A 12445-nucleotide genomic window follows, 5' to 3' on the forward strand; every position below is an offset into this window, starting at 1 on the left:
ATGTCGATTGAAGTGATAGCCGTACGTCTTACCAAAGGCATGGACTTAAAACTGAGCCTTGCGAAATTGGTCGAGCAGCATGGTATTAACGCTGGCTCGATTGCTTCATGCGTTGGTTGTGTTTCTGACCTCAACCTTCGTTTGGCAGGTGCAGAAAGCACGTTAACCAAACAAGAGCCATTTGAAATCGTCTCTGTGATGGGAACCCTAACGCCTGAGCATCAGCACGTTCATATCTCAGTGTCTGATCGTGAAGGACGAGTCTGGGGTGGGCATTTGCTGGAAGGCACAGTGATTGATACTACCGCAGAATTGATCATCCATTCTTACTCAAAACTTGAGTTTACCAGAGCGATGGACGACTCGACTGGCTATACCGAACTCCAAGTGAATCCTTCCAAATAGTAAAAAGCTCCAAAGCCAACTATGGTGTCTCTGGAGCTTTATTCGTTTCTTGCTTACTAAAATATATACGTAATGTGCCAACTAAAGTTGAAGCGTTTTAACTAGAGGCGAGATGTTCTTTGAAGAAGTCTAATGTGCGCTCCCAAGCGAGTGCTGCTTCTTCCGGTGCGTAGCGTGCTGTTGAGTCGTTGTGGAAACCATGGTTGACGTTCTCATACATTAGAGCTTGATACTGTGCGTCGGTTGCAATCAATTGCTGTTCATAAGCAGGCCATGTGTCGTTAACACGCTTATCGAGCCCTGCAAAGTGAATCATCAATGGCCCTTTGACTTGCTTTTGGATCTTTTGCGCCGCGGGTGTTCCATAAAAAGGCACACCTGCATCCAACTCTTCCGGCATTACTGCTGCAAGCATATTGACGATGTATCCACCGAAGCAGAACCCGACCGCCCCCAACTTACCATTTCCATCCTCATGCTGTTTGATGAAATTAGCCGCCGCAATAAAGTCTTGCTCGATCTTAGATCTGTCCATCTCTTTCTGCATGGCGCGACCTTCATCGTCGTTCCCCGGATAGCCGCCGAGTGGATAAAGTGCGTCTGGAGCAAAAGCAATAAAGCCGTCTTTCGCGAGTCGCCTAGCCACGTCTTTGATATAAGGGTTCAACCCACGATTTTCGTGAACCACTAACACCGTCGGTGATTTTAAGGTCTTCTTCTGTGGCATCACCAAATAGCCGCGCCCTTCTCCATGCCCGTTTGGGGATGGGAAGGTTTCGTAGGTTGCTTTGATGTCAGGATCGTTAAATGAAACTTGTTCTGCCAGTGCGTAATTCGGAGTTAACGCATCGACCAGTACTGTCATGCTAAAGCCAAGCACCGCAAGACCACCTAACCTATTAAGAAACTCACGGCGCGAGATTTTTCCGTGGGCGTATTCGTCGTACCAATCGAAGGCTTCTTGCGGGATAGGATGAGAAGCCTTTTGTTTGGGAGGGTTATGCTTTAGAACCATTATCCATGTCCTCTACGTCTTACCATATGTTTATTTCAAACTCTCAGCGGCGAAACGAAGTCGAACGCGACTGATTCTTGAACGGTGGTTTCACCCCTGATACGGAACGCGGCGGTGAAACACATCACTGGTGAGCTAGGATCTTTTACCTTCTTCAAACAATAGATAATGGATTCAGATTCAACAACTTTGCGTCATCGGTTTTACATTCATTGACAATAGTACGTTATTACTGGCCGCAATAGGCATGCCAGTAAGAGAAGGCGTGATAGCCATACATCAACACTTTATGACCATTATCGGCAAAGATCTTCACTGCCAGTAGTTGCCAAGCTTGGCCTGTTACCTCACGTTTACCTGCACAAAATGGCCAATCAATATCTGTACCAATAGCAAGAATCCTCTTAACATACTGAGCTTCAAGCGAAAAAAAACCTCTCCCGAAACGAGAGAGGCTGCATTGCCTATAAAAGCTCAAAAAAGTAATACCCTATCCGCTTAACCGCCTGCTAAGGGAAAGCGGCGCATCGAGTTAACGATGAACACAATCTAAATTGCAAACCCAGTGCCAATTTTATATTTCACTACATTTCAATAACTTAACAAAATGAGCTTTCACTTTACATTTGGCAATGCACTGATTAGGGGCGAGCTTGTATCACAGAAGTGCAAGATTAACGGGCTAGTGCCATGACCAGTCTCGGTTCTCCATCACCGAAATAATCTTCTTCTTTTTCCAGAACCTTAAAGCCTAGCAAAGTGTACAACTTGCAAGCAGGCACATTGTTTGGATCGACAGTTAACTTAATGACAGAACCGGAACTTGCTTTTACGATTGCATTTTCCACAAGCGAACGTGCAATCCCTTTGCCTCTATGTTGGCTATCAACCGCAAGTGACAAGATCCAATGTTCGTTTTGCTCATCGCTTGTCGCCATCAGTACATAACCCGTAATTTGTTCTTCTTCTTTGGCAATCAACAAACCATGCGGCCAGCAATCAAATGCTTGTCGAAAGAAAAACTGAGGGTAAGCGTGATGACCAAACAATACGTGTTCAAGTGCGTGTACGGACGCCAAATCCTGTTTTCCTGCTGGGGTAATCTTCATTAAAACGTTTCCTTTCGAGCTCAAAAAGCTCATAGAAAGACATTAAGAGCATTAAATATTCAGTTTGCTCAAGGGTTTGGCGTTTCTAAACCGATTTCGCTCTCTGAACACCTTACAATGTTATCGAACAAAGCTTAAGCACAACATCTAAAACCATAAAATCATAAAATTTCGCGATATTATTTCAACACACACACATCAAACTGAAACTATATATCGCTTTTTTCAAATTTTCATGGTTCGATAGTTTACACCACCACCTTTTCACTAGCACGATTCACCACACACTCGATGTGATAACAATCACTAAAACATATACCATCCGCGCGATTATTATTTTTATAAAAGCGAGTTTTAAGTGAAAGAATCTCGAGATACGTTAAATTTTAGTGAATTAAACACCACAAATACTTGGACAAAGCACGATACACACTGGCTATTAAGCTTGTTTGGTACTGCTGTTGGTGCAGGTATTCTATTTTTGCCGATTAACCTTGGTATTGGCGGCTTTTGGCCTCTAGTTGTCATGGCGGTTCTTGCATACCCAATGACTTACTTAGCTCACCGTGGTCTTGCCCGATTTGTCCTGTCCTCAAAGATCAAGAACGCTGATTTTACCGATGTGGTAGAAGAACACTTTGGCGCGAAAGCGGGTCGTTCAATTTCGCTGCTGTACTTCCTCTCTATCTTCCCAATCCTACTAATCTATGGCGTTGGCATTACCAATACCGTCGACAGCTTTATGGTCAACCAAGCAGGCATGGAGTCATTACCGCGTGCCCTACTATCTGGCGTATTAGTGTTTGGCTTAATTGCTATCATGATGGCGGGTGAAAAAGTCATGCTGCGTGCCTTTGCGATCATGGTTTACCCATTGGTGGCGATTCTGGCGTTTCTATCATTCTACTTAATGCCAAACTGGAGCATGCCAGTAATGGACGCGCCAGAAATGTCGTCTTTTGCAAGCACCATGTGGCTGGCGATTCCTGTCGTCATTTTTTCTTTCAGCCACGCAGCAGCAATCTCAAGTTTTGCCAATGTTCAACGTCGTCACTATGGTAAGGCAGCGGATGCGAAGTCTGAGCTTCTTTTACGTCGCACTAGCATCATGCTGATCGCTTTTGTGCTGTTGTTTGTCTTCTCTTGCGTGCTTGCGCTATCTCCGCAGCAGCTGGCAGAAGCAAAAGAGCAAAACGTATCTGTGTTGTCTTACTTAGCAAACGCTACGGACAATCCTTTTATTGCAACGTTAGGTCCACTTGTCGCATTTGTCGCGATCACCTCTTCTTTCCTTGGTCACTTCCTTGGTGCACGTGAAAGCTTGAATGGTTTGATCACTAAGCATTCTGATATGCCAAAGCAACGCGTAGATCTCATCAGTGTTGTTGTACTGTTTGTGTCTATTTGGATTGCTGCGATCATGAACCCTAGCATCTTGGGGATGATGGAAGCCCTGTCGGGACCTGTCATCGCAATGATCTTGTTCATTATGCCAATGCTAGCGGTATATAAAGTAAAAGGGCTGCAGAAGTATCGTGGAAAAGCATCGACCTACTTTGTACTTATGACGGGAGTTATCGCGGTAAGTGCGTTGGTTTTTAGCTTGTTGAGTTAAGAATAGAGACTTAGATAGGAATTTCAGGGGAATACCTTATTTTTTGTTAAGGTAATTCCCTGAATTTTGCCATATTTTCTTAGCAGTACTGATGAACTACCGTCTTATTACATAAGAGTGAAAACACCTGCGATCATAATTACTGAAGCGATACAAGTACGACCGATAATACCAAAGCGAGAAGGTTGAATCATTTCGTTGTGCATAGGCAATCTCCTTTTTAGTTGGAACAGCCATTTTTTCATGGCTTAATAACACTATGTCTAAAAAGATGTTTTTTCACAAGACATACCAATATTAAATATTTATGACAGCTAAATGAAATTTTAGAGATTGAGGGGTTTTTTACGAGCTGTTACCCCATCCTTTATCCTCTTTATGAACAGAGTTACCTACTCATCTTTCCCCTACTCTATTGTTAAGATTCTTATGGCAACTACCTTTAACGAGAAAAGCTGAAAGACATCCGTCCAACCGTGTATTTTTGAGCAATTTGTATTAAAAACGCCGGTATTTCAGTGGCCTATTTTCACTCATTGAACAGTTACTTTTAATGTACAGATAAAACAACTAAATCTGTGGTTATTCATAGATGAGAAATGATAGACTTCTTGCGTGTTTCACTTTGAAGAGTTCGCTTTTATCAACCGTCTAAAGCTTATACCGTTTAAAACGTTACGGTATCTATTTCCGATTGTGTTTGGCGCGATGTGTTCAACCAGCAGTTTCTCTGCAGACCACGCGAACAAAGAAAGTTACCTCAGACACCATATCTCGATAAAAGACGACCCGATGTTGGAATTTTATTTCGACTCTATCGGTAAGCCTCGCTCAATCAAATCATACGACTTCACATTACCCGCGGACGCCTCTCCGGATTCACAAGCACTTTATTACTTCGCCCGTATTTATCTTGAGCGTTACGAAGGCGTTCCAATTCCAGAGCTCCCTGACCTTGTTGAATTCGGAAAACAACATGATTTGCCTTGGGTTATTGCAGAAGCAAAATTAAACCAAGCCGTCGAACTGATAGAAGCAGACGAAGTTTGGCAAGGCGAGCTTCTTCTGCACGATGTTATCAATATCTCTCGCCAGATTGGCTATAACTCTCTTCAAGGTCGCGCTTACCGCTGGCTTGGGAATGCAGAGGTTCAACGCGTTCAAGTACAAACCAGTTTAAAGCATTATCGAACCGCCTATGATTTGCTTGAGGGATCTGAGTTTGAAATCCAGATTGCGATGACACTCAATAACATCGCTTCACTTTACATGGAACTGTCGGATTGGGAGCGGGCAAAAACCTATCTCGACCAAGCGATTAACGGCTACTTAAGCAGCCATGATAAGTATGATAACAGCTTATTCCTCGCCATCATGTATGCGAACTTAAGCGTCATTAACTATGGCATGGAAAAGTACGAAGAATCAGAACGTTACTTTGAGCAAGCTGCCCAACTTTCCATGGCAACCGGCTCTGCTAGAATTAAGCATAACTCCGTTTCTAACTTATCCCAACTTCTTAGCACACTAGGTAAGATGGAAGAATCTTATCAACTTGCACAGACATGTTTAGAACTTCCGAACCCGCAAAACTTAAAAGGCCTAAAAGCCACCTGCCACGAAGCTTTTGCCGAAGCCTACCTTAAGGATGAGAAATATGAGCAAGCGATTGAGAGTGCAAAAACCGCATTGGAAGGCCTAAGTGAAACGGCAAGTGCAGAGACTAAGCAACAAATGGACCTGTATTTAGTACTCGTGCGCGCCAACCAAGAGTTAAAACAATTTGAAAAAGCATTCGATAATTTGGGTCGTTTACGCAACTTGGAAAAAAGCTTTGATAGCCATGTTCATGGCGATGAGATGATCAATATCAAACTCGACTTAGAGGCGAAGCTGGCCCAGAAAGAATTGACCCTTCTCGAAGCGAAGAATGCGCTCCAAGCTTCTGAGCTTGAATCCCAACGTTATCGCGAAATCTTCTACTTCCTTATTGTTGCCGCTATCGGTTCTTGGCTTTTCCGTTACATTCGCCAAATGAACAAGATCAACGAAGAGTTGGCGCAGCAAAATACCACTGACCCGCTAACGAAGGTACATAATCGTCGCTATCTGCCTAGTTGGCTGGATCAAATGGCGCGTCGAAGCCCTGACCGTAAGTTCGCCCTTGCCGTTATTGACATTGACCATTTCAAAGCCTTCAATGACCAGTACGGCCATGACCTAGGCGATAAAATGCTGTTGCACGTTGCACGCGTTCTCGACGAGGCGACGCGCGCTGGCGACTTACTCGTCCGTTGGGGGGGCGAAGAGTTTGTGCTGCTGTTCGAAATTAGACACGCTGATGACTGTGCAAAAACGTTAGATCGTTTGAGACTTGCAGTTGAAAACAGCAACCTTGAGGTTGACTCTGAATCGCTAGGCGCGACAATCTCACTCGGCGCAGTTAACGAGCTAAGTGCGCAAATCATCAAACAGGAGTGGAATCAATGGTTCTTTGCTGCTGACCAAGCTCTGTACGATGCCAAACAATCTGGTCGAAACCAGTACCAAATTCACTCGACGTCATAGAAAAACACAATGAAAAAAACATGGATTCTCGCTGCACTGTCGCCCTTAGTATTGGCCGCGTGCAGCAATCAGCAAGCCGCGCAATTAGGAATGAGAAGCAGCAGTGTTAATGTGTACGCTCAGCAGATGAGCAACATGCAGTTATGCGAAACCCTGTATTACAACCGCGCATCAAATCAAACCCGAGTGGCAATTGGTGCCGAATTTAACCGTCGCGGTTTGAACAAGCGTTGGTGTGATAAGGAGTATAAGAAGTTTTATTTAGAAAAAGTGGTTGACGGTCTGCTGTCTCGTAAAGAACAAGCCCCTACAGAACCTGCGGCAACCATACAACCTGCCATATAAATCATCCCATTCTATAAAAAGCAGAAAAATTCTCTAGTTTTTCTGCTTTTTAAACATGCAATCTTTCCTGCAGATATCTAGATTCCAACGTTACTTCAAGCTCTTATCGTCAAGAAAATGTCGTGCGTCGAAAAACAAAAGTAAATAATCTGTAAACAGTTTTCGTTTCCATTCTAAGCCGCTAGCTTTGTTTAGACCTGTTTAAAGGAGTATCGAACAGGGACAAAAATTCCAAACAAAGACATGAGGTCACAAATGGAAACACGCATTAATCGCCTATTCGCTGCAATGTTAGCAGTAGGCCTTTCACCTGCCGTCTCGGCTTATGATCCGCTCTACTCTGAGCAATGGCACCTAAACAACACAGGCCAAACTGCATTTGCAGCAAACCCTGCCGTTGCGGGCAATGACTTGAACACCAAACTGACACAAGCGATGGGCATTGCTGGTGTTGGTGTAAAAGTTGCCGTTATTGACTCTGGCGTACAGATCGATCACCCAGACCTTGCAGGTAACGTAGTCACAGGTAGTAGAAACTTCGTTGAAGACTCTTCATTCCCAGCCGATTACCCAGTTGATACAAATGGCCACGGTACCGCTGTTGCTGGCCTAATCAGTGCAGTTGGTAACAACGGTGAAGGCGTTCGTGGCGTAGCTTCTCGCTCTTCTCTAATGGGCTTTAACTGGCTCGCGAACCAAACACTGGAAGGTTGGTTGATTTCTCACGGCGTGGACGCTGCAACCAGCGATGTTCGCGTTTTCAACCAAAGTTATGGTTTTAGTCCAATCTACCCTATTCCATTCGATGAGAACGATCCGCAGTTCAAGCTTGAAATGGATGTAATGAAAGACGTTAGCGAAGGCAATGCTTGGGGTCGTGGTGCTGTCTTCGTAAAATCTGCTGGTAATGGTTACCGCTACTTCAACACTGGCCGTTTCTTCGTGCTTCCTAGCGACTTCTTCGCAGGCGGTGGCAATAAAGGCCTACCAATGCATAACGCGGCACAGTCTTACGACAATGCGAGTTACTACAACCTTGTAACCAGCGCACTTCGTGCTGATGGAACTCGCGCAAGCTACTCATCTGTAGGTTCAAACGTGTGGGTCGCGGCACCAGCGGGTGAATACGGTCAAGACTTTCCAGCAATGGTAACGACAGACCTAGTAGGCTGTGAAGAAGGTCAAAACACCAGTGCAGATTTAGGTATTAACGGCCTTCACGGTGGTACTGAGCAAGATCCGAACTGTAACTACACCAGCACAATGAATGGTACGTCTTCAGCGGCGCCAAACACTTCTGGTGCAATTGCGGCGATTATGTCAACCAACCATGCGCTAACCGCTCGTGATGTCCGTGCGTTACTAGCAGAAACGGCAAGCGTAACCGACAAAGACCACCCAGGTGTTCAACTTGAGTTCGTTAATAGCCAAGGAGACTTGGTAAGCTACGAAGCGATTTCACCATGGCAGACAAACGCAGCTGGCTTTGACTTCCATACCTTCTACGGTTTTGGCGCAGTTAACCTAGATGAAGCAATGAAACGTGCTCGTATGACAAACAGTGTTCTACCTGCCCAAGTAATTACACCTTGGGCAAGCAATGCGACGGAAGTGAGTGTTCCAGACGCGAGCTTGGCGGGTGGTTCTTCAGCGATTGCTGTAACCGATGACATTACTGTTGAGTCAGTACAAGTGAAACTAACACTTGAACACTCGCGTCTACCAGATTTGGCAATTGAGCTGATTTCTCCATCAGGTACACGTTCAGTTCTGCAAACACCGCGTAATGGTCTCGTTGGTCAATCTCTTGATCCAACAGTAACGGGTTATGAAAACCAGTTGCTGCTTTCTAACCAATTCTACGGTGAAAACGCGAAAGGCGAATGGACACTACGAGCGATCGATACCAACGGTGATGAAGTGTTCTCATTCATTGCATATTTCAATTCTTCAGCTATCTATGATGTACCGATGGCTAACAACGCAAAACCAGGTGTTATCAAAAACTGGTCTATGCGTATCTTCGGTCACTAAGGAGTCATTCACATGAAATTTATGACATTTTCTATTCTGGCTCTATCGACAATTGCAGCGGCTGTACAAGCAGAGCAACAATTGGCTCAGCAACCGACACCTGAACTGTTTGTCGCATCTGATGCCGTACAAATTAACGGCCAAGATTACCGCAAGCTTTCTGTTGATAGCCTTGCCGAAGCGGCAGAGCTACACGCTGGTGACGAGGTGTTTAAGAATGCGTTTAGTAACGTATCTAAAGCAACGGGCCTTATCTTTGTTACGGTGAAAAGCCCAGCCGATGCTAAGGCAGTAGCTAAAGAGCTCAAACTTGACGTCGTCTTTGCACAAGGTGAATCAGCCGTATTCAAAGCTGCGGAAGGTCAAGATCTGCTGGGTATCAGCGATTACCTAAATGCTGACAGTCGCGTAAAAGCGTCTAAAATTGAACTAAACAGCGGTAAATACCGTGCACAATAATTCTCTAACAAGAGAAGTTGGCCTATAAAAAATGCCTCAGTACATGCTGAGGCATTTTCTTTTCGCTTACGAGAAGCGGACAGTTTAGATCTATTGAGTTGAGAGCCTACTGAATAAAACTGGGGGCTTTATCGAAGGGTAAAAATAACAGATATAAAACAATAATTTACAACAAAATAAACTGAGAGATGGCGACAAGATGGCGATAGTTTTATTGTCCCATGTAACCACTCGATATCTGATATTTGATGTGCTCTAACATCAATTAGGATAGTTAATATGAGGCCTGATAAAAGGATTCATTTGTCGTTTTCCAGTTACAAACATTTGAAACTCATTTTTGGACAGAAATCAGTTAGTCCTATTGCACTAACATAACCATATTCGATTAAAAACTATATCTTGAAACCTTTAACGCTTGTTATGCCTGCACTTCTAACGCATAGATACACATTAATTGTTCTTTGTTAGGCACATCTAATGTGTTGCATATTTTCCGCTTCAACGTTGCACCCGCACGCTTCACGATCTTGATACTAGCCGAGTTGCTTTCTAAACAATAGAATTCAACTACTCGAACGGCATGATCGTTCAATAAATAAGGGATGACTACATCCAATACTTGCCCTATAACTCTATTGCCTCTTGCGTTGTCAGAAAGCCAATAGCCCAATTCACAAGCTTTAGAGTCAAAGTCAATTGACTTTATCCCGAAAACGCCACCAAACTGGTTTTTAAAATATATTGCGAACCATTCTGAACCCTCGTCACCACTGTTTACTCGACTTTCGATATAAGATTGAGCACTAGTAAGATCTACAATGCTCTTTTCCCAAGGCATATATTTTGATAAGTTCACCCTACTATATTCAACAGCATTGAGAAGCGCTGAAGCATCTGAAACTTCTAACTCCCTTAGGACTATATCCTTAGATATGAATCTTTCCATAAATCTTCCATTTTACTGTAGGCATAACGCCCCGCCCCCCTTATAGAGCACAATTTACTTTATAAATGCTCGGGCTTGTTAAACACTTGGGATTTAACGTTGGCTAAGCAACGGTTAATCCTTATCGGCTAGCCGTTTTGAACGCCAACTATAGAAAAATGGTGACTAGCGATATTGAAACCTTCGCGTAAATAGAACTTATGTGCTGGAAAACGCTGAACACCAGAATCCAAATGTATTTGTTCGCAACCGCTTTCTAAAGCATATGCTTTAAACCAATCGATAATAAATTTACCTACTCCACTCGAACGAAATTGCGCATTAGTTACCAAGTCTTCAATGTAAATATGCTTACCCCAAGCAAGCTTTTCACCTACGCTAAAGCCTGCTGCTGCTAGTACACCTTCTGGCGATTTGACATAGACGACTTGGTAACCATTTGATTGCTGCTTCTCGATCTGACCAGACAAAGTATCTAAGTTGTAATTTGGGCGAAGTTGTAACAACACTTCTAGGACTGACTCGTAATCAGAATTGTTCTCTAAAAATTGTACTTCCATGTTTTCTCCATTTTGACGGCTAACGCTTTATCGACGGATATTTCCCCTAATCATATGCAACCAATAGTAACGCTAATTATACTCACGCTCAATCTAATGCCCGTATTGCCTTGCGATTAGGATGTGAACTTCAGAAATTACCGAAAGTTTCCGTATTACTCTGGCGGCGCCGGAGCAATATGGTTTTCGAGCTAGAAAATGCCACGGGTAAAAATTCAACCTGTGAATGTTTTGGACACTAACGCGTTAGAGTCAGAACTCTAAATAATTCAATTGGATAAGTTTTGCTTAGTCAAAGTCGAGTTTCCTTGTGTCTATCAAGTCGGTGGCTATTCAATTTTTTATCTCTTAGGACTTTCTATTTTTTAGCTCATCTCTTAATAAAGACAAAAACTGATATCTTGACGTTGGTTCTAACCAAGGGAAATGACCCGAGTTCTCAATCTTATATGTTTTTATATTTAAAATATTCTCACTTAAAAATTCGAATGTTTCTTTGTAAGGAAACGGGTCACTATCTCCCTGATAGGCGATAACTGGTACTTTAATCCGTTTTAAAATGGATGGTATATTGCCACTATCAATCAAATCCCAAAGTGAATCTATGCTTTGCCTAAATGTTTTGAAATTCCATTTCAACTCGGGAAGTAACTCTTCTACTTTAGAATCCAAGTGATAAAAAGGGCTAGTTAAGGAAAGCCTAAGCTCCATAACCTCATTAACTTCGTCTATCGTCAGTTCTTTTTCTAATTGATTTTGGATTTCACTTAATTTTCTCTTTACAGCGTCAGTATAACGGGAGTTTAAAGAATCTTGATGCTTATCACTTAATTCGTCATTGAGAGCCGATGTTCCGATTAGTATTAATTTCTCAATATCATCGCTACTTTCAGCCGCTGCTAATAACGCAACATTCGCTCCCCAAGAATGACCTATTATAATGACCTTAGAATCTTTAGCGTTTTCCTTTACTATTTCTAATAAATCATCAAGGTGAGTGTTTACTGTAATTGGTCCATGCACAGGAGAGTTAAAAGTACCTCTCTGTGCATAATCAACCACTATAAAATCGTCTTGTAACTCTTTTCCTAAAGTTTCCATATAACCATAAAGTGATGGACCCCCGTGAACTAAAATCACCGTTTTCTTTCCGGCACCATATTTCCTAACAAGCATGTAATATCCTTTTCATTGACGAGCTCGATGCTCATAACATTTGTTAGCACAGGTAAGAAGTTTTCTTGTACCAGCACTCTTTGAAAGAGCTGACGCACATCGTTTTGTTGCAAACCGTGTTTAAATCACCAAAAGACAACAACCTGAATTTGAATTCAAATGCGTGATGGGAATTTCAGAAATGCCACTGAAACAAAAATTGTTTGCCTA

11 protein-coding genes and 1 pseudogene are annotated in these 12445 nt (G+C 43.0%); 6 read left to right on the forward strand and 6 right to left on the reverse strand.

What is annotated here, in order from left to right:
* Window positions 1-405, forward strand: a complete 405-nt coding sequence (locus A8140_RS19360; RefSeq protein WP_005531573.1) for a PPC domain-containing DNA-binding protein — start codon at window positions 1-3, stop codon at window positions 403-405.
* 97 nt (window positions 406-502) lie between these two features.
* On the opposite strand, the gene A8140_RS19365 is transcribed toward A8140_RS19360, so the two are convergent.
* The 3 genes and pseudogenes from A8140_RS19365 to A8140_RS19375 form a co-directional block, all read right to left on the reverse strand.
* Complete coding sequence (locus A8140_RS19365) at window positions 503-1420, reverse strand: dienelactone hydrolase family protein (RefSeq protein ID WP_005531570.1); 918 nt, start codon at window positions 1418-1420, stop codon at window positions 503-505.
* 265 nt (window positions 1421-1685) lie between these two features.
* Window positions 1686-1823 (reverse strand): annotated as a pseudogene (locus A8140_RS25245) (glycosyl transferase family protein); the annotation flags it as partial.
* Window positions 1824-2094: 271 nt separating this feature from the next.
* Window positions 2095-2529 (reverse strand): GNAT family N-acetyltransferase, encoded by a 435-nt coding sequence (locus tag A8140_RS19375; protein WP_005531565.1) that lies wholly within the window; start codon window positions 2527-2529, stop codon window positions 2095-2097.
* 358 nt (window positions 2530-2887) lie between these two features.
* On the opposite strand from A8140_RS19375, the gene A8140_RS19380 reads away from it, so the two are divergent.
* From A8140_RS19380 to A8140_RS19405, 5 genes are all read left to right on the forward strand, one after another.
* Window positions 2888-4144, forward strand: a complete 1257-nt coding sequence (locus A8140_RS19380) for an aromatic amino acid transport family protein (protein ID WP_005531563.1) — start codon at window positions 2888-2890, stop codon at window positions 4142-4144.
* Between the two features lie 792 nt (window positions 4145-4936).
* A complete protein-coding gene (locus tag A8140_RS19390) occupies window positions 4937-6712 on the forward strand; it encodes a tetratricopeptide repeat-containing diguanylate cyclase (protein ID WP_033000135.1) in 1776 nt (591 codons plus the stop codon).
* A gap of 9 nt (window positions 6713-6721) precedes the next feature.
* Window positions 6722-7057 carry a hypothetical protein gene (locus A8140_RS19395; RefSeq protein ID WP_005531559.1) on the forward strand — a complete coding sequence of 112 codons (336 nt, stop codon included), beginning with the start codon at window positions 6722-6724 and terminating at the stop codon, window positions 7055-7057.
* A 255-nt stretch (window positions 7058-7312) separates the two neighbouring features.
* Window positions 7313-9091 carry a S8 family peptidase gene (locus A8140_RS19400; RefSeq protein WP_005531556.1) on the forward strand — a complete coding sequence of 593 codons (1779 nt, stop codon included), beginning with the start codon at window positions 7313-7315 and terminating at the stop codon, window positions 9089-9091.
* 12 nt (window positions 9092-9103) lie between these two features.
* Complete coding sequence (locus tag A8140_RS19405; RefSeq protein WP_005531554.1) at window positions 9104-9550, forward strand: hypothetical protein; 447 nt, start codon at window positions 9104-9106, stop codon at window positions 9548-9550.
* A 421-nt stretch (window positions 9551-9971) separates the two neighbouring features.
* Here the strand turns inward: A8140_RS19405 and A8140_RS19410 are convergent, their stop codons facing one another.
* The 3 genes from A8140_RS19410 to A8140_RS19420 all read right to left on the reverse strand — a co-directional run bounded on the left by A8140_RS19410 (window position 9972) and on the right by A8140_RS19420 (window position 12235).
* Complete coding sequence (locus A8140_RS19410; RefSeq protein ID WP_005531552.1) at window positions 9972-10499, reverse strand: GNAT family N-acetyltransferase; 528 nt, start codon at window positions 10497-10499, stop codon at window positions 9972-9974.
* 128 nt (window positions 10500-10627) lie between these two features.
* Window positions 10628-11059: a GNAT family N-acetyltransferase gene (locus A8140_RS19415; protein WP_005531550.1), complete on the reverse strand. Its 432-nt coding sequence runs from the start codon at window positions 11057-11059 to the stop codon at window positions 10628-10630.
* Between the two features lie 348 nt (window positions 11060-11407).
* Window positions 11408-12235, reverse strand: coding sequence for an alpha/beta fold hydrolase (locus A8140_RS19420; protein WP_005531548.1), 828 nt, complete (start codon window positions 12233-12235; stop codon window positions 11408-11410).
* Window positions 12236-12445: the final 210 nt, after the last annotated feature.

The organism is Vibrio campbellii CAIM 519 = NBRC 15631 = ATCC 25920 (assembly GCF_002163755.1).
Classification (GTDB): domain Bacteria; phylum Pseudomonadota; class Gammaproteobacteria; order Enterobacterales; family Vibrionaceae; genus Vibrio; species Vibrio campbellii.

Excerpts from the sequence above, each read along its gene's own strand:
- A8140_RS19360 (WP_005531573.1), top strand. The coding sequence starts at position 1 with ATGTCGATTGAAGTGATAGCCGTACGTCTTACCAAAGGCATGGACTTA.
- A8140_RS19365 (WP_005531570.1), bottom strand. The coding sequence starts at position 1,420 with ATGGTTCTAAAGCATAACCCTCCCAAACAAAAGGCTTCTCATCCTATC.
- A8140_RS19375 (WP_005531565.1), bottom strand. The coding sequence starts at position 2,529 with ATGAAGATTACCCCAGCAGGAAAACAGGATTTGGCGTCCGTACACGCA.
- A8140_RS19390 (WP_033000135.1), top strand. The coding sequence starts at position 4,937 with ATGTTGGAATTTTATTTCGACTCTATCGGTAAGCCTCGCTCAATCAAA.
- A8140_RS19395 (WP_005531559.1), top strand. The coding sequence starts at position 6,722 with ATGAAAAAAACATGGATTCTCGCTGCACTGTCGCCCTTAGTATTGGCC.
- A8140_RS19400 (WP_005531556.1), top strand. The coding sequence starts at position 7,313 with ATGGAAACACGCATTAATCGCCTATTCGCTGCAATGTTAGCAGTAGGC.
- A8140_RS19405 (WP_005531554.1), top strand. The coding sequence starts at position 9,104 with ATGAAATTTATGACATTTTCTATTCTGGCTCTATCGACAATTGCAGCG.
- A8140_RS19410 (WP_005531552.1), bottom strand. The coding sequence starts at position 10,499 with ATGGAAAGATTCATATCTAAGGATATAGTCCTAAGGGAGTTAGAAGTT.
- A8140_RS19415 (WP_005531550.1), bottom strand. The coding sequence starts at position 11,059 with ATGGAAGTACAATTTTTAGAGAACAATTCTGATTACGAGTCAGTCCTA.
- A8140_RS19420 (WP_005531548.1), bottom strand. The coding sequence starts at position 12,235 with ATGCTTGTTAGGAAATATGGTGCCGGAAAGAAAACGGTGATTTTAGTT.